An 18731-nucleotide genomic window follows, 5' to 3' on the forward strand; every position below is an offset into this window, starting at 1 on the left:
CGGGGCGATGTCGTTGAGGCCGCTGCTGCTCGGCGTGATGCGCGTCAAGGAGCTGAGCATCCTGCTGGTCACGGTCGCCGCCGGGAGCTACTTCACGGCCACCAGCAGCGCGTTCAACTCCGCGGACAACTACCAGACGATCGCCCAGTACGTCGCACCGTGGTCGATCATCGCCGCGGGCCAGGTGATGCTGCTGATCTGCGGGGAAATCGACCTGTCCGCGGGTTTCGTGTTCACCCTGTCGCCGTTCGTGTTGATGCAGCTGTACGTCAACGGGTGGCCGCTGTGGCCGGCGCTGCTCGGCGCGCTCGTGGTGAGCGCGCTGGTCGGCCTGGTCAACGGGCTGGTCCGGACCGTGCTGGGCATCCCGTCGTTCATCACCACCCTCGGCATGGCTTTCCTGTTGCAGGGCTTGGTCCTGATCATCTCGAACGCCCGCCCGGTCGGGGCGCCGAAGGGCAGCGGGCTGCTCGAGGTCTTCGGCGGGGCGCGCTGGAGCGAGTTCCTGTGGGCGCTCGCCGTGGTCCTCGTCATGCAGGTGGTCCTGTCCGCGACGCGGTTCGGCATCCACACCCAGGCCACCGGCGGCAACCCGGTGGGTGCCGCGGAGTCCGGGATCCCGGTCAACCGGGTGAAGGTGGTCAACTTCGCGATCACCAGCACCCTCGCCGGGCTCGCCGGGCTCCTGCAGGGCACCCGCGTCGGCTCCTACGACCCGACCAACGGCGGGTTCACCACGATGTTCTTCGCCGTCGCCTCGGCCGTGATCGGCGGCACGGCCCTGCTCGGCGGTTCCGGCACGGTGGCCGGCGCGTTCCTCGGCGCGCTGCTGCTGGGGATCGTGTTCGACGGCTTCAACCTGACCGGCGTCAGCGCGAACGCGTTCAACGTGGTGCTCGGCGCGGCCATCCTGGGCGCGATGGTGCTGAACGTGTCGCTGATCGTGGTGCGCAAGCGCGTCGGCGCCCGGGAGCGGACATGACCGGCGAGATCATCCGGGCCGAGGGCATCAGCAAGGTGTTCGGCCCGGTCACCGCCCTCGCCGACATCAACCTGCACGTCCGGCGGGGCGAGATCCTCGGGCTCATCGGGGACAACGGCGCCGGCAAGTCGACGCTGATCAAGATCCTCACCGGCTACCACCAGCCGGACGGCGGGCGCCTGCTGTTCGAGGGCGAGCCGGTGACGCTCAAGTCCGTGGTGCACGCGCGAGCGCTGGGCATCGAGACGGTGTTCCAGGACCTGGCGATGGTCGACGACCTGCCGGTGTACCTGAACCTGCACCTCAACCGCGAGCTGACGCACCGCCCGATCCCGTTCCTGCGGCGCCGCGAGATGAAGCGCCGGGCACGGGAGGCCCTGGATTCGATCGGCATCGCCATCCCGTCGGTGACCGCCGAAGTGGGCATGCTCTCCGGCGGCCAGCGCCAGGCGATCGCGGTGGCCCGCTCGGTGTATTCGAAGGCGAAGCTCCTGCTGCTGGACGAACCGCTCGCCGCGATGGGCGCCAAGGAGAGCGCGGTGATCCTGCGGCTGCTGCACGAGCTGAAGCAGCGCGGGGACATCGGGATCATCCTCATCGCCCACAACTACGGACAGGTGATCGACATCTGCGACCGGGTGAACCTGGTGCAGCACGGCGAAATCACCCTCGACCGCCAGTCGGCGGAGACGTCCGTGGCGGAACTGCTCGAGCTGGTGAACGCGGAGTACCGGCTCCTCGATCCGGCCCGCCGTCCCGGCCCGGCACCGGGGTGACACCTCGCGGCGCCACTCCGGTGTGCACCGGTTCGGGCTCAGGTTCCCTGCGGCACCCGGATCACATCACCCGGGTGGATGACGTTCGGGTTCGGGACGGTGACCGGGTTGGCGGCCACCAGCCGGTGGTAGAAGTTCCCCGAGCCGTAGTACTTCGTGGCAATGCTCCAGAGCGTCTCGCCGGCGACCACGACGTGCTCCAGGTAGGCCTGGTAGCCCGGGACGATCTTGGGGCCGAAGACCACCGGAACGACCACCTTGTCCAGCTCCGCACCGTTGTTCGGCGAAGCGTGGAACACGTCCACGTACAACCGGTCCAGCTGGAAGGCCGCACCGGTGACGTCGACGGTGAACTGGAACTGGCCGTGCCCGCCGGTGCCGTCGCCCGCCAGGAACGAGCCGGTGACCTCGTCGTGCCCGTCGTGGACGCGGTACCCGAAAGTCGCTTCGAACGCCCCGCCGGCCACGCCGGCCACCTGGATGATGTTGCCGACCAGGTCGTAGGCCGCAGGTTGCTCCACATGGATCGACACCGTTGACTCCTTCGCTTCCGAGCCGCCCGCGGTGCCGATCCTGGGCCGGAAACCGTTCTGCCGGTAGAGGAATTGGTCCTCGGCCGAGGAGTCGGGGCTGAGCCGATCGGCGGTGCTCCGGACCGGATTCCCCCGCCGCTGCACCCGAAGGGTGAGCGGTACCGAACTCCGGCTCCCTCTCAAACGGGCCAGAGCTGGATCAGCCAGCGTTCGACGCCCTCGGCCCAACTGCCTTCGCCCAGCCGACCCGCGTCGCGCTGGTTGCCGGCGTGGATTCGGGCGTGGTGGGCGCCCGGGTGGGTGATGGGAAGCGTGTGGTGGCCCGGCGTCGCGGTCACCGACTGCAGCCGGACGTCGGCGGCGAGGTCACACGTCAGGTCGAGGACCTCGTCCCACTCCGCGGTGTCCCCGGCCGGCGCGCCGTCCCAGAGTTCGATGCGGACGGCGGGCGCGTGATCGGTGGCGGCACTGTGCAGGAGCAGCCCCCCGGCGCCGCCGACGGCGGTCCAGGCCCCGGCCGGGACGGGCAAGGTGAGCGGGCTGCGGGTCATGGCGAGCTCCTGCAGCACGAACTGGCCGTATTCGACGTCGACGGTGTCGTCGACGGCGGCGATCAGTGGCATCCCTGCCCACGGTACTCGAGCGACCGCGTCACGCTGCCGCCGAACCCCGGCAACCGGCCCTTCGCATACCACCGTTCGGCGGTAGCCAGGAGTCCGATGTGTCTGATTGGATCCCCGAGAATCATTTTACAACGTTGTAAAAACGAAGGGTCCCCGCCCATGAGAAGAGCCGCTTCCGTACTCGTCGCGCTCCTGGTGGCGCTCGGCGTGACGTCCGGTGTGGCGTCCGGCGCGCCGCCCGCGGGGGGCGCCGAGCCCGTGCACGGCCTGAAAGCCGAGTACTTCACCACGTCCGCCCCCAGCGCGCACGACTTCGCGAACCTGGCCGGGACCGCGCTCGACTCGGAAATCGACCACGCGGACCTGACCTCGGTCTTCGGCCTGGTCGCCGGGCGCACGGAGGACACCACCGCCCGGTGGAGCGGGCAGCTCGCCGTGCCGCAGAGCGGCGACTACACCTTCTACGCCATCGGTGACAACGGGTTCCGGCTGTTCCTCGACGGCACACCGGTGATCGACCACTGGGTCGGCGACTGGGACAAGGAGCAGACCAGCGCCCCGGTCACGCTGACCGCCGGCCGGCAGTACGACTTCAAGCTCGAGATGTTCCAGGACACCGGTGGCGCGAACATGTTCCTGCGCTGGTCGAGCGCCGCCATAGCGAAGCAGATCGTGCCGCTGTCGGCGTTCACGCCGCCCGCCGGCTTCCAGGTCGTGCCGCGCACCGCCGAGGTGTCCCGGGACGGGCTGACGCTCGCCACCGGCTTCGACGGCCGGGTCTCGGGGACGAGCGACCTGAAGGACCACCTCCGCATCGAGGTCGACGCGACGCCGATGCCCGTCTCCTCGATCGCGGCCGGCCGCGATCGGGCCACCATCCGGCTGGCCGAACGGGTCCTGAAGGGCCAGCGGGTCACCCTCTACTACGACGGTGCCGGCGCGCTCGCGGTCAACGGCACGAAGATCGGCAAGTCCGGGCGCACGGTCTCGAACGCCTCCGCCGAACGGCTCCGGACGCCGTGGGGCGAGCACGTCGACACCCGCAACCCGCTGCCGGAGTACCCGCGGCCGCAGCTCGAACGCGACAAGTGGCTCAACCTCAACGGCCCGTGGGAGTTCTCGGCGGCCAAGGAGGGCCAGCAGCCGGCGTTCGGCAAGAAGCTGCCCGAGAAGGTCGTCGTGCCGTACCCGATCGAGTCGCAGCTCTCCGGGCTCGAACGGCACGAGGACCACATGTTCTACCGCCGCACGGTCACCGTCCCGCGCGACTGGAAGATCGGCGGCGGCCAGCGCCTCAAGCTCAACTTCGGCGCGGTCGACTACCAGGCCAAGGTCTGGGTGAACGGCAAGCCCGTCGCCGAGCACACCGGCGGCTACACGGCCTTCGGCGCCGACATCACCGACGCCCTCAAGCGCGGTGACGAGCAGGAGATCGTCGTCGCCGTCACCGACACGACCGGCCCGTACCAGCCCAAGGGCAAGCAGTCCGCCAACCCCGGCGGCATCTTCTACACGCCGTCGTCGGGCATCTGGCAGACCGTGTGGCTGGAACCGGTGGCGGACAAGGGCATCGACGAGATCAAGACGACGCCCGACCTCACCACCAGTTCGCTGGCGGTCAACGTCAAGTCCGCCGGCAACGCCGTCGCCACCGTGGTCGCCAAGGACGCTCGCGGCCGCCAGGTCGGCACGGTCAGCGGGCCGGCGAACGCCGATCTCAAGCTGCCCGTGCCGAACGCGCACCTGTGGACGCCGGACGACCCGTACCTGTACCAGCTGGAGATCAAGCTGGGCGGCGACCGGGTCAAGAGCTACTTCGGCATGCGCTCCACCGGCATCACGAACGTCGGCGGCACGCCGAAGCTGACGCTCAACGGCAAGCCGTTCTTCTCCCTGATGCAGCTGGACCAGGGCTTCTACCCGGACGGCCTGAACACCGCGCCGAGCGACGACGCCCTCGTCTTCGACCTGAAGGCGCAGAAGGACCTCGGCTTCAACGCCGTCCGCAAGCACATCAAGGTCGAGCCGGCCCGCTGGTACTACCACGCGGACCAGCTCGGGCTGCTGGTGTGGCAGGACTTCGTGTCCGTCGAGGACGGCAACAACCCGGCCGCGCAGCAGGCCTGGCTGAGCCAGGGCCTGGAAGAGATGCACCAGCTGCAGAACAACCCGTCCGTCTACGCCTGGGTCGTGTTCAACGAGGGCTGGGGCGAGTGGGACCGGGCCGCGACCGGCCGGATCACCGAGCAGGTCAAGGCGGCCGACCCGAGCCGGATCGTCAACGCCCACAGCGGGGTGAACTGCTGTGCCTCCAAGGGTGACTCGGGTGCGGGCGACGTCATCGACCACCACGACTACAACAACACCGACCCGGCCCGCTCGGACGGCAGGCGGGTCGCGGTGGACGGCGAGCACGGCGGCTTCACGCTGCGCACGCCGGGTCACCAGTGGCCGGGTGCGCCGATCGCGATCTACAGCGGCGTGGCGGACAAGGCGGCGCTGACGGCGAAGTACGTCGACAACACCCGCACGTTCTACCTCGGACAGGCCAGGGCCGAGCTGTCGGCTTCGGTCTACACGCAGGTCACCGACCTCGAGGGCGAGCTCAACGGGCTCTGGACCTACGACCGCAAGCGCATCAAGGTCGACCCGGGTCCCGTCCGCGAGATCAACCGGCGGGTCATCGAAGCCGGTGCCGACGCGGGCAAGCCCTATCCGTACGCGGGCCAGGGTGCGTGGCACTTCGACGAGCGCGGCGGAACCACCGCGAAGGACTCGAGCGGCGGCCGCAACCCGCTGACGCTCACCCCGACCGGGGCGGCGTTCAAGGACGGCGCGCTGCAGTTCTCCGACGGCTCCGCCGACACCTACGGTCCGGTCGTCGACACGACCGGTGACTACACCGTGTCCGCGAAGGTGCGGCTCGACGAGCTGCCCGGCAACTACGCGACCGCGGTGAGCCAGGACGGCCGGGACCGCGAGAACCCCTTCTACCTGCAGTACGGGCAGGGTGCGTTCGCGTTCAGCACGCCGGGCGGCAACCGGGCCCGGTACGAGGTCGTGCCGGAGATCGGCCGCTGGTACCAGGTCACCGGGGTGCGGGCCGGCAGCGAGATCCGGCTCTACGTGGACGGGGTGAAGGTCGCGACGGCCCCGGCCGGACCGGCGCTGCCGAGCACCGGGGCGTTCACGGTCGGGCGCGCCAAGTACGACGGCCGCAACGTCGACTTCTGGCACGGCGCGGTCGACGACGTCGTCGTGGCCGGCAAGGCGCTGTCGGACGCGGAGGTGGCTCAGCTCCCCTGATCCCGCCGCACCGGGGGCACCGGCCGGAACCGCTCCGGCCGGTGCCCCGCGACGGGCCGTTCCCTCAATCGTCGGGGGTGGCCGTCCGCCGGTCCCGGGTGGTCACCCGGCCGTCGAAGCCGAGCGGCCGCGGGACGGGGCCGATCTCCACGCTCGGCGTCGCCGCCTCCGGCAGCTCGATCCGGTAGGTGGTGCACAGCAGCCGGCACAGCAGCACGAGCTGGCACAGGCCGAGCCCGGCGCCCACGCACGCGGTCGGCGCCCACCCGAAGGGCACGTAGTGCCGGCCGCCTGCCGGGCCGTGGGGTGCGCCGGGCAGCCAGCGGTCGGGGTCGAACACCTCCGGGTCCCGCCAGTGCCGCGGGTCCTGGTGCACCATCGCCGGGCTGAGCACGAACTGCCTGCCGACGTCGAGGTCGTGCCCCGCCACCTCGATCGGGGTGCGCACGCTGCGGGTCAGCATCGTCGGGGACGTCCAGCGGCGCAGCACTTCCTTGACGAACCGGTGCGCCACCGGCGCGCACCGGGTGCCGGAGCGGTACAGCTCGGCGGTGCTCACCGAGGCGAACTCGGCGGCGAGGCGGTCCGCCCAATCCGGCCGGGTGACCAGTTCGTACAGCACGCAGCCCGCGGCCGCGCCCGGCGGGCCGGCGATGGCGGTCAGCACGGCGGTGACGGCGTCGACCGCCCGGTCCATGCCCAGCTCCCCGAGCAGCCCGGTGGCGATCGGCTGCGTCAGGTCCGCCCGTGCCGCCCCGGGGTCACGGGCGCGGCGGCGCAGTTCGCGGCGGACCACCAGCCCGGCCCGGACCTGGATCGACACCGGCCGCCACGACCGCCACCACGGCGGCTCCTCCTCGGCCTCCCCCAGCAGCCTGGCGAGCTTCGCGATCGCGTCCTCGCTGATCATCGCGCGGTCGGCCGGGGAAAGGCCGTCGAGCACGATCGGGAGCAGGGAACGGAAACTGACCTCGTGCGCGAGCCACGGCAGGTTGAGCAGGACGCCGGTCCGCGCGCCCAGCAGCGCGTCCATCCGGGCGTCCAGCGCCGCCAGGCCGGCTGCACCGGAGAGCGTGCGCAGCTGCGCCAGCCAGGCCGCCCGCACGCGCTTCCAGGACACCGGGGTGCTCGGACGGCGCAGCAGCAGGTCGCGCAGGCGGTCGGGCAGGGTGAGGTCGGCGTAGTTGTCGGCGTTGGCCTGCTCCGCGGCATCGGCGTCGAACACCATGAGCAGCCCGGCCCGCCAGAACACCCCGCCCGCGGCCGCACTCGGCCCGCGCAGGTCGCGCAGCACATCCCGGTTCATCGGCACTCCGGTCGGCGTGGGCGGGGAGCGGGCCGGACGCGGCCCGCTCCCGGCCGGTCGGTCAGATGTGGTGGTACACGTACCAGCGGTACTGGCGGTCGGATCTGCGGATGTTCAGCGCGGACAGTGCGGCGCGGAAGATCTTCGACACGGTGGGCTCACCTCCCCTCTGACCGGGAAACCGGGTCCAGCCGCAGGTGGAACCGCGGAGGCGCGAGCGCCGCCGAGACCTGGGGCCGGGGCGAGGGAGCGGCGACTTCGAGCCGGTGGGCCGCGGTGATCAGCCCGACCAGCGTCTCGGTGACCTGGGTCGCGACACCGGCGCCGGTGCAGGCGTGCGGCCCCCAGCCGAACGGGATGAACGCCTCCTGCCCCGCACCCGAGGCCCACCGCTCCGGCCGGAACTCGTCCGGTTCGCTCCAGTACGCGGGCTCCCGGTGCACGAGGTAGCTGCAGACGACGACCTCGTCCGCCGGCTTCGCGGTGACCCCGGCGAGCCGGTGCTCGCGGCTGGGTGTGCGGCCGAACTGCCACGCCACCGGCCAGAGCCGCAGCGCTTCGCGCACCACCCAGGCGGGGTGCACCGGCCCGGTGCCCGCGGTGCCGGCGAGGTAGAGCGACCAGCCGAGCAGGAACCCGACCGAACCGGCGACCGCGAACAGGCAGGAGAGGAACACCTCGGCGAGGTCGGCGTCCCGGGTGCGCCCGGTGGCCGCGTGCGCGACGACGTCCAGCAGGTCGGCGGGCTCGACGGCGGGCCGGGCCCGCCGGGCCGCGAGTTCGGCGCACAGCACCCGGGCGACCCTCCCGCGGAACCGGTGGCGGGCGAGCCGGGAGTGGCGCTCGCGCGCCCCGGCCAGCACCGCGCGTTCGACGACCTGGTCCACCGTCTCGCGCAGGGCGGCCGACGGGCGGTCCCGATCAGCGCCGGGCGGAAGTGTTCGTACACGAGCCGGTTGCCCGCGTCCGGCCAGCCGCTCCCGGACGCCAGGCCGGCGACGAGCACGGGGAGCTCGCCGGCGTGGTCGCGGGCGTACCGCCGCAGCAGCGCACGGGCCGCCCGCCGATTTCGACCTGCGCCGACCGCGGCGCGAACATTCCCGTCCGGATGCGGAAGAAATCGGAATGCTCCCGGAAAAGCCCTTCTCCGTTCGCCAGAATCGCTTTTGCGAGAACCGGGTCGGAAACGTAGATCTCGCCACCGCGCCCGGTGAACACGGCTCCGTGCGCACGCCGGAGTTTTTCGAGCGTGGCAAGCGGATCAGCATCCGGACCGAGCGCTGCCATGCACAGTCACCTCGAAGAAATCCAGCGGGGAGGCAGTCAGCTAACCGCCACCGCGAAGAGACTGTCAATACTCCGTCGCGGTGCCGCCGAATACCCGTCCGGCATTCGGTTGCGGTTATTTTCGACCGAACGGCGTCAGCCCCCGCGAGTCGTCTGCTCAGGAACGCGGACCCGCCTCGGCCGGCGCAGGCTCGAGGGTCTCTTCGGCGAACTCGCGGAAGGTGGTGGGCGTGGTGTTCCCGGCCGTGCGCGCCGTGCCGTGGTTGATGCCGCGCTCGGCGGCGACGTCCATGTCCACCACGGACCGGGCCATCGCCTCCGAGAAGCCGCGGTCGACGAGGAAGCGGCGGACGGCGGCGCGGTCCCCGCGCTCGTAGCGGATCGGCACCCCGGCGACCTCGGTCAGGATCCGCGCGATGTCCGAGTAGGACAGGTCGTCCCCGCCGAGGACCTCGACCGGCTCCTGCCCGGTCCAGCTCCGGTCGAGCAGCAGCCCGGCCGCGAGCGCGGCGATGTCCTTCGTCGCGATCCAGGGCATCGTGAACCCGGCGGGGAGCGTGCCGGAGACGACCCCCGCCCGGATCGTGGCCGCCTGTCGCAGGATGTTGTCCATGAAGGTGGGCAGCGCGAGCGCGCGCACGTGCGCGCCGGTGCTGCGGAAGAGGTCCTCCATCGCGTGCGACGCCGAGATGTGGCCCGCGTAGATCTGCGATCCCCGCCCGAGCGCGGACACGACCACGACCCGCGGCACCCCGTGGCGCACGACGGCGTCGGCGCCGGGGATCGAAGCGGTCACGTAGGCCTCGTAGGGGCTGCTCGCGGTCGCGGCGGCCGGCATGAGCCAGAACAGGGCGTCGGCGCCGTCGAGGGCGCGGTCGAGGACGGCGCGGTCCCGGTGCGACCCGGCGACGACCTCGGCTCGTTCCCGCACGCCGGCGGGCAGCTTGCCCGGGTCCCGGGCGACGAGGCGCACCGGTTCCCCCCGCTCGAGCAGCGCGGGCACGAGCTTGCTGCCGATCTGCCCGGTGGGGGCGGTCACGACGATCATGGATGATGGCTCCGTTCGCAGGGACGCGTAAGTAAACTACACCGTACCGTATACTTTGAGGTGGACGCCATGGCCCGACGCGGCGAAGCGCTGCGCGAGCACATCCTCGACACGGCGAAGGTCGCCTTCCTGGAAACCGGCTTCGAGCGGACTTCCATGGACGCGATCGCGGCCCGCGCGGAAACCTCGAAGCGGTCCCTGTACGCGCACTTCCCGACCAAGGACGCCTTGTTCGTCGCGGTCGTCGAACGCGTCCGCACCCTCTTCGGCGAGCGCATGGGCGCGCCCGCCGACTACGCCGAGCAGCCGGCGGAGGCGATCGTCCGGTACTGCGGGCGGTTCGCCCAGCTGCTGCGGTGGTCGTCGGTGGCCAGGATGCTCCGCCTCGGCATCGCCGAAGCCAACCGGCTCCCGGACCTGGCGGCGGGCCTGTACGACGTCCTCTTCGGCACCACCGCCCGGGACCTCGCGGCGCACCTGGAAAGCACTTCGGGGCTCACCCCCGCCGAGGCCGAAGCGGCGGCGACCGAGCTGATCGGCCTCGTCGTCCACCCGGCGCTGCCGCGCCTGCTGTTCGGCGTCGACCCCCTCGCCGAGGAGCTGCCGAAGGAAGACAGCCTGCCGGCCGACGTCGACCTCGACCGGATCCGGCGCCTGTGCCGCGTCGTGCTGCCGGAGGTCTCAGGTTAACGCCATCGTGTGACTATCGGTGAGCGGAGCTCGCGACTACGTTCGGAACTCCCCTCCCCAGAAGGCGATCACGATGCCCGACGCACATTCGCGTGCCGGTGTGCTGTCCAAGCGCGCCTTGGTGACGGCGTCCCACGCAGTGGAGCGTGCGGCCCTCGCCGACGGCACGGGCGAAGACACGGTCGTGTTCGCCCTGTTCCAGCGGTTGCCCTACTTCGAACGCGAACGCGAGGTCTACTCGCGGATCGCGCGCCGGGCCGCGGTCACGGTCGTCGGCATGGTCGACTCCGGGCGGCCCGATCTGCCGCACGGTGTCACGCCCGTGCTGCTGCGGCCCGACGAACCCATGGCGCGGGAGTGGTCGGTCGCCGTGCTGTCGCCGACGTTCGGCGCTTCCGTCGTCGCGCAGGACCTCGACGAGGTCGACCCGCAGGCGGCCACCGTCGAGCGCGCGCGGCTGTTCCACGGCCGCTGGGGCCTGCGTCGCGACGAGGCGTACGCCGAGGTCGTCCGGCTCCGCGACGCGATGGGCGACCGGCTGCCCCCGGCGGTGCGGCGAAGGGTCGACGAAGTGCTGGCCTCGGTCGAGACCCCGGCGGCGGTCGACGTCGAAAGCCGGGCCGAGGCGGCGTTGCGGCACGTGGCGGTCAAGCTGGACGAGGCCCGCGACCGCGCGCTCCCGCCGCCGGCCACCGGTCCCGCCGTCGATCCGGAGACCGGGCTCGACACCCCCGCCGGGATGGCCCCGTGGCTCGGCGACGCCACCGACACCGTGCCACTGGGACTGGTGCTGGTCGCGGTCGACGACCTCGCCGCGGTCGAACGCCGGCACGGCCCGCGGGTCCGCATGCACACCGAGCAGAACATCGCCGACCTCCTCCGCGAAGGCCTGCGCCCGCTCGACCGCGCGGTCCGGCTCGGCCCGCGGGAGTTCCTCGTGGTCCAGCCCGCGGTGCCGGCGGCCGACCTCACCGAGCGCAGCCGCCGCCTGGAGCGCCGGCTGGCGGCCCTGCACACGACCTACCCGTTCGTGGAACTCCATCCGCGCACCACGACGTTGCTGACCCGCCGCCGCCCGCTGCCGCTGCAGAGGCTGCGCGCCCAGCTGCGCGAAGTCCCCGAGGTGGCGCTGTGGCCACCGAGCCAGGGGTCGCTGCCGCTCCCGCCGAAACCACGTCCCGTGCCGATGCGATCGGGCGCGGGCCACTGGTTCCGCTGAGATCCCGCCGACAGCCTCGAAGCCGAGAACGCGACAGCGACCGGCCGGCACCGTCGCGAAGATGACCGGCTTCGCGTTCCGCGCCGCGGAGACCGCCGTGATCCTCTTCCGCGAGGACGAGGGCGCCGGCGAGCACGGCCAGGAAGGTGCGCTGTTCCTGTCAGCGCCCGCCGTTGAGCTCGCCGATGCTGTGCCGCACCGCGGTGCGCAACGCCGGATCACCGGCGGCGGCGCTGACCGTCGCGGTGTGGCTGCCGGTGACCGGGCCGGCGACCGGGAAGACGCGGTCCTCGCCCGGCAGCGGGACGCCCGGGCAGGTGGCCGAGCCCGGCCGGGAGTTCGCGACCAGGAAGACGTTGACCATGCCGTCGACGCACGGGTTGCCGCCCAGGGCGTACTGGCCGTGGAAGGCCGCGTCGTCGACCGAAACCAGCGGGACCCCGGCCGCGCGGACCGCCGAACGTGCCTGCTCGTACCCGGTTTGCGGGTCGAACTCGCCCTGGACCACCAGCACGTTCCCGGCGACCTCGGGCGGCAGCCCGGCCAGGGTCTGCCGCGGGCGGTCGGACCAGAACCCGCACGGCTCGGTCAGGCCGTAGGCCCAGCCGAAGATCGGGTACAGCGGGCCCTGCCGGTCGGACAGGCGCCGGTACCAGGCGGCGGTCCTGGTCGGCTGGTCGCCGCACGCCACCGCGTAGCGCGTCCCGGAAACCTTGCGGTAGTCCGGCTCCGCCGCCAGCCCGGCGGCGACGTCGGCGCCGGTCAGCTGGGCCAGCCGCTTGCCGAACACGGCCGTCGACTCCGTGTCCAGCGGCCCGGCGAGCGCCGCCGGGGCCTGGGCCGGCTCGCCGTCCAGCTCCCCCGCCCCGGCGACGAGCACGGCGGCCACCAGGATCCAGCGGATCTCGTTGCCGTTGCCGACGAACAGGGCGTCGAACTGGTCCGGTGCGACACCGAGCCCGGCGTAGAACCCGCGCAGCCGCTCGATCTTCTGCTTCACCTCGGCCGGCGACGCACCCAGCTGACCGGGGAACTGCCGGGCCAGCCACGGTACGAAGACCTCGTCGGTCTGCCGCTGCCCGATCTGCGGGAACGCCTCGAACGCGGCCTGGAGCCGGCCTTCGAAGTCGACGCTGGAGTCGAGCACCACCTTGCCCGCGTGCGAGGGGAACAGCGACGCGTACTTGGCGCCGAGCCAGGTTCCGTAGGAATAGCCGAGATAATTGAGCTTTTCGTCGCCGAGCAGCATCCGGATCAGGTCCATGTCGTGCGCGGTCTGCCACGTCGTGACGAACGGCGCGACCGCGTCGCTCTGGCACGCCTCGGCGATCGCCCGCGGCGTCTTCCGGTGCTCGGCGATGCTCGCCGCCGAGCGGTCACGCGCGTCGAGCGGGCCCTGCGGCAGCCGTCCCACCGGGACCTGGCAGGCGAACCCGGTGTCCGCGGTCCCTTCGTGCCCGGTGCCGCGGGGATCCATGCCGATGAAGTCGTACCGCTCGTTCACGCTCGGCTCGAGACCCGCCAGTGCACCCGCGAGGGAGCTGCCCTGCCCGCCGGGACCGCCCGGGTTCACCAGCAGCGCGCCGAGGCGTTCGCCCGTCGCCGCGACGCGGCTGACGGACACGCTCAGGTCCACCCCGGACTCCGGGTCCGCCCAGTCCCGCGGCACGGTGATCACCGCGCATTCGGCCGGTTTCGCCCCGGTGGCAACGGGAAACGGGCACGCTCCCCAGACCACCTGCTGGCCGGTGTAGCGGTCCGGGGTGGCCGCGGCGGCCGTTCCCGCGGGAACCGACGGCACCGCGAGCAGCACGGCGGTCACCAGAAACCGGCTCGCTGTCTTCTTTTTCACGTGACGCCCCTCGTCCGGGTGAATGATCACCCGGAGTATGGCGCGCATTCCCGGCGCCGGGATCAACCAAAAGTACGAGGAGCGGCCCGCACCACGAGGGTCCGCGCCACCAGGTCGCCGATCCGCTGCCGCCGCCGGGTCACCACGATGCTGACCACGGCCACCAGCCCGAACAGCAAGCCGTCGACCGTCATCAGCAACCACCGGAAGACGTAGGCGCGTGTCTTCGGCGGCCCGCCGCGCAGGGTGTCCACGCGCAGCCCCATGACCAGCATGCCCGGCGTGACCCCGCCGCGGCGCACCGGGATCCAGATCTGGATCACCGCGTCACAGGCGTAGTTCACCGCGAAGAACGTGATCGCCGGGCCCCACAGGATCGTTTTCGGCGGCACCCATCCCCACTGCAGCAGGGGAATGACGACGAGGCCGGCCGCGAGCGCGGCGAACACCCCCACGCCGGTGGCGAGCGCCTGGTCCAGCACCGCCTGCACCACCCGGCGTCCCGCCATCCGCAGCCGCTCCGGCCCTTCTCGCCGCCCGGCCGGGGTGGTCACCGCGCTGACCGCACACTCGGCGAGTCTCGCACACCCGTCAAGATCACCCCAGCAACCCGCGCTGCCACGCCCAGACGGCGATCTCCGTGCGGTTCCGGAGTTCGAGCTTGCGCTGCACGCTCGCCAGGTGCGTCTTGACCGTCGAAAGGGAGACGCGCAGGTCGTCGGCGATCTCCGCGTTGGTCCGGCCGCGGGCGACCGCGAGCACCACATCGGACTCGCGCTCGGTCAGCAGGCCCGGTGTGCCCTGCGCGCGCCGCCGCGCCTTTTCGGTGAACCGGGCGAGCAGGCGCACGGTCACCGACGGCGAAACCATCGCCTCCCCACCGGCCGCCGCGCGGACCGCGTCGACCAGCAGCTGCGGACCGGCGTCCTTGAGCAGGAACCCGCTGGCGCCACCGAGCAGGGCGGCGTAGACGTTCTCGTCCGCGTCGTAGGTCGTCACCACCACCACGCGCAGCGGGTGGGCGACGCCCGGCCCGGCCAGCAGCTCGGTGGCCCGCAGACCGTCCACTTTGGGCATTCTGATGTCCATCAGCGTGACGTCCGGCCGCAGCTGCCGCGCCAGCCGGACCGCGGCCTCGCCGTCGGCGGCTTCGGCGATCACTTCGATGTCCGGCGCGGCGTCCAGCACCAGCCGGAACCCGGTGCGCACCAGCACCTGGTCGTCGGCGACGAGCACCCGGATGGTCATCAGAGCCCCCTCGGCAAGGCGTCGAAGGGCGCGTCCTCGCCGCCGAGCGGGAGCCGCGCCACGACCGTCCAGCGCGCCCCCGGTCCCGGCCCCGCGGTCAGGCTGCCGCCGAGCATCTCCAGCCGCTCGGTCATGCCGATGATCCCGAACCCGCCCGGCGTGGCACGGGAGTTCGCGGCAACGCCGTCGTTGCTCACCTCGAGGACCAGGTCGTCGGCCTCGACGCGGACGGAGACGACCACCTCGGTCGCGTCCGGGGCGTGCCGCCGGGCGTTGGTCAGCGCTTCGGTCACGACGCGGTGGACGGTGGTGGCCACCTGGGACGGCACCGGCAGCTGGTCCAGTTCCTCGGCGACGGCCACCCGGGCGGCGGGCCCGGCGGCCGCGCGCACCGAGTCGCCGAGCACGGCACCGGACAGCGGAGGCACGTCCCGGGTCTCCCGCAGCATCCCGACCAGCCGGCGCGCGGCGGCCAGTGCCGCACCGCCGGCTTCCTCGATCTCGCGGTAGACCGCCGCGTGCCCGCCCACGTCCGCGTTCGCTTCGGCGATCGCCCGCGCGGCCTGCACGCGGACCACGATCCCGCTGACGTGGTGGGACACCAGGTCGTGCAGTTCCCTGGCCAGCTGCAGGCGTTCCTGGCTGCGGACCCGGTCCAGCGCGTCGCGCTGCCTGGCGTCCGCCGCACGCAGGATCAGCCCGACCCCGAGGCAGGCACCCCAATACGCCGCGGCGGCCACGGCCAGCAGCGTCTCCGGTTCGCCGCCGCCGTAGCGCAGCAGCGGCGCGGCGATCATCACCGCGCCGAGGACCGGCGCCAGCGCGGCCGCGTGCTTCGGCTCGAGCTTGCGGCCGGCCGCGGCCGTGAGCAGCCCGGCGGCCACGATCTCGGCGAACGGCGGCTGGCGCTGCGGGTGCGCGGTGACCGCGACGACCGTGCTGATCGCCGACAGCGCGGCGACGACGCTTCCCAGCACGCCGACGTGGCGGGGGAAGCGCCGCCGCAGCACGGCCAGCACCGGGATCGCCGTCCCGGTGGAAGCCAGCACCCCGGTCAGCGGCGCGGCCCAGCCACCACCCCCGCCGGGCACCTCCAGCACCAGCACCACGTCGGCGACGATCGCCGCGGCCAGCACCGCGAGCTCGGCGCCGAGCATGCCGCGCCGCACCCCCGCTCTGCGCATGGCCGTCATGATCCCGCGTCCCGGATCAGCCCGCGCGCCGGACCCGGGCGAAGTACCGGTTGGACGGCGGCAGGTAGCTGAGCACAGTCGCGACGACGGCCACCCCGCAGCTCAGGTAGCCCGCCCACGAAGGGTCGGTGGCGAGCAGCGAACCGGCCTGCAGCAGGGTGAAGACGGTCAGCGTGACGCGGGCCCAGTTGCGGCCGGCCTTGAGCCTGAACGACAGCCAGAGGTAGACCAGCGCGATGACCACGGCGATGGCGGCCGGGACGACCTGGGCGAGCACGGTGAGCCGATCGAGCCGCTCCGGCGTCAGCGTGGGGTTCGTCCGGCGCAGGGTCGCCGCGATTTCGTCGCGCGCGCTCAGGATGAGCAGCCCGCCGGCGATCGCCGAGACCGTGGACACCAGGAAGCCGAAGAAGGCGGCGATGATCGTGCTGGGCGGGTTGTCCCGCACTGTTTCGGTAGTCATACCGGGGAAGTTAGGACTCGCTGCGCGGGCGCACCCGCTGGAGCGAGCTCGTCTCGTACTTTCGGCCGAGGCCGCGGTTCAGGCTCCGGACGACCGCCCGTACGCGGCCATGAACATGTCCAGCAACGCGTCGACGGCCTGCTCGTCGACGAGCCGCGTCGACAGCAGAGAGCGGTAGTACAACGTGCCGCAGAGGACTTCGGCGGGGAACGCCAGGTCGGCGCCGGCCACGAGCTGCCCGGCCCGCTGGGCCCGGACGATCCGGGCGAGCGTGCGTTCCTCGACGGTGCGGAGGAACCGGTCGTGGAGGGTGGCCCGCAGGGTTTCGTCGGCCTGGGCTTCCGCGATCAGCGCGCGGTAGACGGGCCCGATCGGCGGCGCGGCGAGAGCGGGGGCCGACCGCAGGAACTGCTCGCGCAGGTCGGCGCGGACGTCCCCGGTGTCGTGGTAGTCGAGGTCGGTGGTCCAGACGCGGCTGAGCGCGTCCAGCAGCAGCGCCGCCATCGACGGCCAGCGCCGGTAGATCGTGTGCTTCCCGACGCCCGCCCGGCGCGCGACGGCCTCGATGCTCAGCCCGGCGTACCCCTCGTCTGCCGCGAGTTCGAGGGTCACCCGGAGCAGTTCCTCGGTGCGGACGGCGCCACGCCGCCGCGGTTCCTCGGCCATTCCCCGAGCTTATCGGCACACCCCGTGCCATTGACAGGCCGCCGGCTCGCCGACCATGCTGACGCACCAACGGCACGAACCGTGTCGATAGACGTCTGGGAGGAAGTTCCATGAGCGCATTCACCGCCGAAGAGCGCGCCGCGATGAAGGAGCACGCGCAGGAGGTCAAGACCGCGGCGCGCCGCGCGTCCCGGGCGGACAAGGCGGCCCAGGCGGCGCAGGACGTCCTCGCCAAGATCGCCGAGATGGCCCCGGCGGACCGGGTGCTGGCCGAGCGCGTCCACGCCGTCGTCACCACCCACGCCCCGGCTCTGGAGCCGAAGCTGTGGTACGGCATGCCGTCCTACGCACTCGACGGCAAGATCGTCTGCTTCTTCCAGAGCGCGGAGAAGTTCAAGGCGCGCTACGCCACCCTGGGCTTCAGCGACCAAGCCGCCCTCGACGACGGTCCGATGTGGCCGGCGGGCTTCGCGCTGACCGACGTGACACCCGACGTGGAGAAGAGGATCGCGGCGCTGGTGACGCAAGCCGTGCGCTGAGCGGGCGGCACGGCCCGATCGGGATTCCCGATCGGGCCGCAGCGCTCGGGTCAGGGCTTCTCGAAGTGCTGGTAGTCGATCGGGGTGTCCCAGGAGCCGCCCCAGGTCCAGCCGCGGCTGGTGAACGCCCGCTCGGTGACGTCCCCGCGTGGATCATGCCGGGCAGGGTCTGCGTCCGGTCGACGAAGGGCGCGCCGTTGGGCGGGTAGACCGCGCCGCTGCCGGAGACGTACGGGTTCTGCACGGTGTTGATGTCGATGGCCCGCCCGTAGGAGTGGTTGGACCAGGCGGTGCCCCCGGTGATCGCCCGGCAGTTGAACGCGGAGGTGTTGTTGGCCGCCATGGACGCGTCGTCGTCGGAGTCGTACTTCTCGACGGTGTCCATCCGCTCGATGGGGAACCGCCCGAAGTAGAGGTCGCCGAAGACCCGGGCCACCTCGAGCGCCCGGTCGGCGTGGACGACCAGCTCGCCCCGGTGCACGGCACCGTCGAAGCCCAGGAAGCTCAGGTTGACCAGCCGCAGCTGGTCCGGCCCGACCGGGCACCCCTCGTGCCAGCTGTTCCCCAGCCGCTCCGCGGAAACCGGCCTGATGACCGCGACATAGACCGGAAGCCCGCTCCCGGCCGGCGCGGCCACCTCCACGGTCTGGTCCGTGGCCGCCGGCGCCTGCGTGGCCCCGGCCAGCAGCACCGACAACACGAAGGTGAAGACAGCAAGAACTCTGGTTCTCGAATTCAAGGCGTTCGCTTTCTCTCGATTCTCCCGCAGCGGCGGGGAATACACCGCGGCGAGGAGTCAGGAAATGTGGTGCGGCCGGCGCGCCTTCAGTGCGTCACCCCTGCTATCCCCCAGCCGGGTGATCAACTCTTGCCCGGCCGACCGTGCCAGCGGCAGCTGACCAGCGTCAACCGGACCGAAGACGTTTCATCCAGGCGCGAAACATCAGCACGCGACGCGCTCGCGGCAACCTTTGCGGCGTCGCGCCGCAGCCTGCGAAAA

At 72.1% G+C, this 18731-nt stretch carries 18 protein-coding genes and 2 pseudogenes; 6 read left to right on the forward strand and 14 right to left on the reverse strand.

Features of this window, described 5'->3' with window-relative positions; genetic code table 11:
- Window positions 1-7 precede the first annotated feature (7 nt).
- Window positions 8-982 (forward strand): ABC transporter permease, encoded by a 975-nt coding sequence (locus HUT10_RS06860; protein ID WP_176170392.1) that lies wholly within the window; start codon window positions 8-10, stop codon window positions 980-982.
- On the forward strand, window positions 979-1758 hold the full coding sequence (locus HUT10_RS06865; protein WP_176170393.1) for an ATP-binding cassette domain-containing protein: 780 nt from the start codon (window positions 979-981) through the stop codon (window positions 1756-1758). Before HUT10_RS06860 ends, HUT10_RS06865 begins: the two co-directional genes overlap by 4 nt.
- 38 nt (window positions 1759-1796) lie before the next feature.
- On the opposite strand, the gene HUT10_RS06870 is transcribed toward HUT10_RS06865, so the two are convergent.
- Both HUT10_RS06870 and HUT10_RS06875 read right to left on the reverse strand, forming a co-directional pair.
- Complete coding sequence (locus HUT10_RS06870; protein WP_176170394.1) at window positions 1797-2291, reverse strand: LysM peptidoglycan-binding domain-containing protein; 495 nt, start codon at window positions 2289-2291, stop codon at window positions 1797-1799.
- A 179-nt stretch (window positions 2292-2470) separates the two neighbouring features.
- Window positions 2471-2914: a hypothetical protein gene (locus HUT10_RS06875; protein ID WP_176170395.1), complete on the reverse strand. Its 444-nt coding sequence runs from the start codon at window positions 2912-2914 to the stop codon at window positions 2471-2473.
- Window positions 2915-3073: 159 nt separating this feature from the next.
- Here HUT10_RS06875 and HUT10_RS06880 point away from each other — a divergent pair, with 159 nt between their 5' ends.
- Entirely contained in the window at window positions 3074-6220 is a 3147-nt protein-coding gene (locus HUT10_RS06880) for a LamG-like jellyroll fold domain-containing protein (RefSeq protein WP_176170396.1), read from the forward strand.
- Window positions 6221-6284: 64 nt separating this feature from the next.
- On the opposite strand, the gene HUT10_RS06885 is transcribed toward HUT10_RS06880, so the two are convergent.
- The 4 genes from HUT10_RS06885 to HUT10_RS06895 form a co-directional block, all read right to left on the reverse strand.
- Window positions 6285-7526, reverse strand: a complete 1242-nt coding sequence (locus tag HUT10_RS06885; RefSeq protein ID WP_176170397.1) for a cytochrome P450 — start codon at window positions 7524-7526, stop codon at window positions 6285-6287.
- Between the two features lie 158 nt (window positions 7527-7684).
- Complete coding sequence (locus tag HUT10_RS06890) at window positions 7685-8413, reverse strand: cytochrome P450 (RefSeq protein ID WP_254896725.1); 729 nt, start codon at window positions 8411-8413, stop codon at window positions 7685-7687.
- A gap of 34 nt (window positions 8414-8447) precedes the next feature.
- Window positions 8448-8813 carry a hypothetical protein gene (locus HUT10_RS50590; protein ID WP_254896726.1) on the reverse strand — a complete coding sequence of 122 codons (366 nt, stop codon included), beginning with the start codon at window positions 8811-8813 and terminating at the stop codon, window positions 8448-8450.
- A gap of 157 nt (window positions 8814-8970) precedes the next feature.
- Window positions 8971-9861, reverse strand: coding sequence for an NAD(P)H-binding protein (locus tag HUT10_RS06895; RefSeq protein WP_176170398.1), 891 nt, complete (start codon window positions 9859-9861; stop codon window positions 8971-8973).
- Between the two features lie 69 nt (window positions 9862-9930).
- Here HUT10_RS06895 and HUT10_RS06900 point away from each other — a divergent pair, with 69 nt between their 5' ends.
- On the forward strand, window positions 9931-10551 hold the full coding sequence (locus HUT10_RS06900) for a TetR/AcrR family transcriptional regulator (protein WP_176170399.1): 621 nt from the start codon (window positions 9931-9933) through the stop codon (window positions 10549-10551).
- 73 nt (window positions 10552-10624) lie between these two features.
- On the forward strand, window positions 10625-11770 hold the full coding sequence (locus HUT10_RS06905; protein WP_176170400.1) for a DICT sensory domain-containing protein: 1146 nt from the start codon (window positions 10625-10627) through the stop codon (window positions 11768-11770).
- A 160-nt stretch (window positions 11771-11930) separates the two neighbouring features.
- Here HUT10_RS06905 and HUT10_RS06910 read toward each other — a convergent pair whose 3' ends face one another.
- From HUT10_RS06910 to HUT10_RS06935, 6 genes are all read right to left on the reverse strand, one after another.
- Window positions 11931-13622 (reverse strand): alpha/beta fold hydrolase, encoded by a 1692-nt coding sequence (locus HUT10_RS06910; protein ID WP_176170401.1) that lies wholly within the window; start codon window positions 13620-13622, stop codon window positions 11931-11933.
- A 62-nt stretch (window positions 13623-13684) separates the two neighbouring features.
- Complete coding sequence (locus HUT10_RS06915; RefSeq protein ID WP_176170402.1) at window positions 13685-14176, reverse strand: RDD family protein; 492 nt, start codon at window positions 14174-14176, stop codon at window positions 13685-13687.
- Window positions 14177-14219: 43 nt separating this feature from the next.
- On the reverse strand, window positions 14220-14870 hold the full coding sequence (locus HUT10_RS06920) for a response regulator transcription factor (RefSeq protein WP_176170403.1): 651 nt from the start codon (window positions 14868-14870) through the stop codon (window positions 14220-14222).
- A complete protein-coding gene (locus HUT10_RS06925; protein ID WP_254896727.1) occupies window positions 14870-16054 on the reverse strand; it encodes a sensor histidine kinase in 1185 nt (394 codons plus the stop codon). The genes HUT10_RS06920 and HUT10_RS06925 overlap by 1 nt, the downstream gene beginning before the upstream one ends.
- A 25-nt stretch (window positions 16055-16079) precedes the next feature.
- Entirely contained in the window at window positions 16080-16526 is a 447-nt protein-coding gene (locus tag HUT10_RS06930) for a hypothetical protein (protein ID WP_176170404.1), read from the reverse strand.
- A 78-nt stretch (window positions 16527-16604) separates the two neighbouring features.
- A complete protein-coding gene (locus tag HUT10_RS06935; protein ID WP_176170405.1) occupies window positions 16605-17192 on the reverse strand; it encodes a TetR/AcrR family transcriptional regulator in 588 nt (195 codons plus the stop codon).
- A 110-nt stretch (window positions 17193-17302) separates the two neighbouring features.
- On the opposite strand from HUT10_RS06935, the gene HUT10_RS06940 reads away from it, so the two are divergent.
- The gene (locus tag HUT10_RS06940) at window positions 17303-17731 is read left to right on the forward strand and encodes an iron chaperone (RefSeq protein ID WP_176170406.1); all 429 of its coding nucleotides are present in this window, start codon (window positions 17303-17305) and stop codon (window positions 17729-17731) included.
- Window positions 17732-17781: 50 nt separating this feature from the next.
- Here the strand turns inward: HUT10_RS06940 and HUT10_RS50595 are convergent.
- Together HUT10_RS50595 and HUT10_RS50600 are read right to left on the reverse strand one after the other, a co-directional pair.
- Window positions 17782-17835, reverse strand: a pseudogene (locus HUT10_RS50595) (M15 family metallopeptidase); the annotation flags it as partial.
- A 128-nt stretch (window positions 17836-17963) separates the two neighbouring features.
- Window positions 17964-18074 (reverse strand): annotated as a pseudogene (locus HUT10_RS50600) (M15 family metallopeptidase); the annotation flags it as partial.
- Between the last annotated feature and the right edge of the window lie 657 nt (window positions 18075-18731).

Source organism: Amycolatopsis sp. Hca4, from assembly GCF_013364075.1.
In the GTDB taxonomy this organism is placed as follows: domain Bacteria; phylum Actinomycetota; class Actinomycetes; order Mycobacteriales; family Pseudonocardiaceae; genus Amycolatopsis.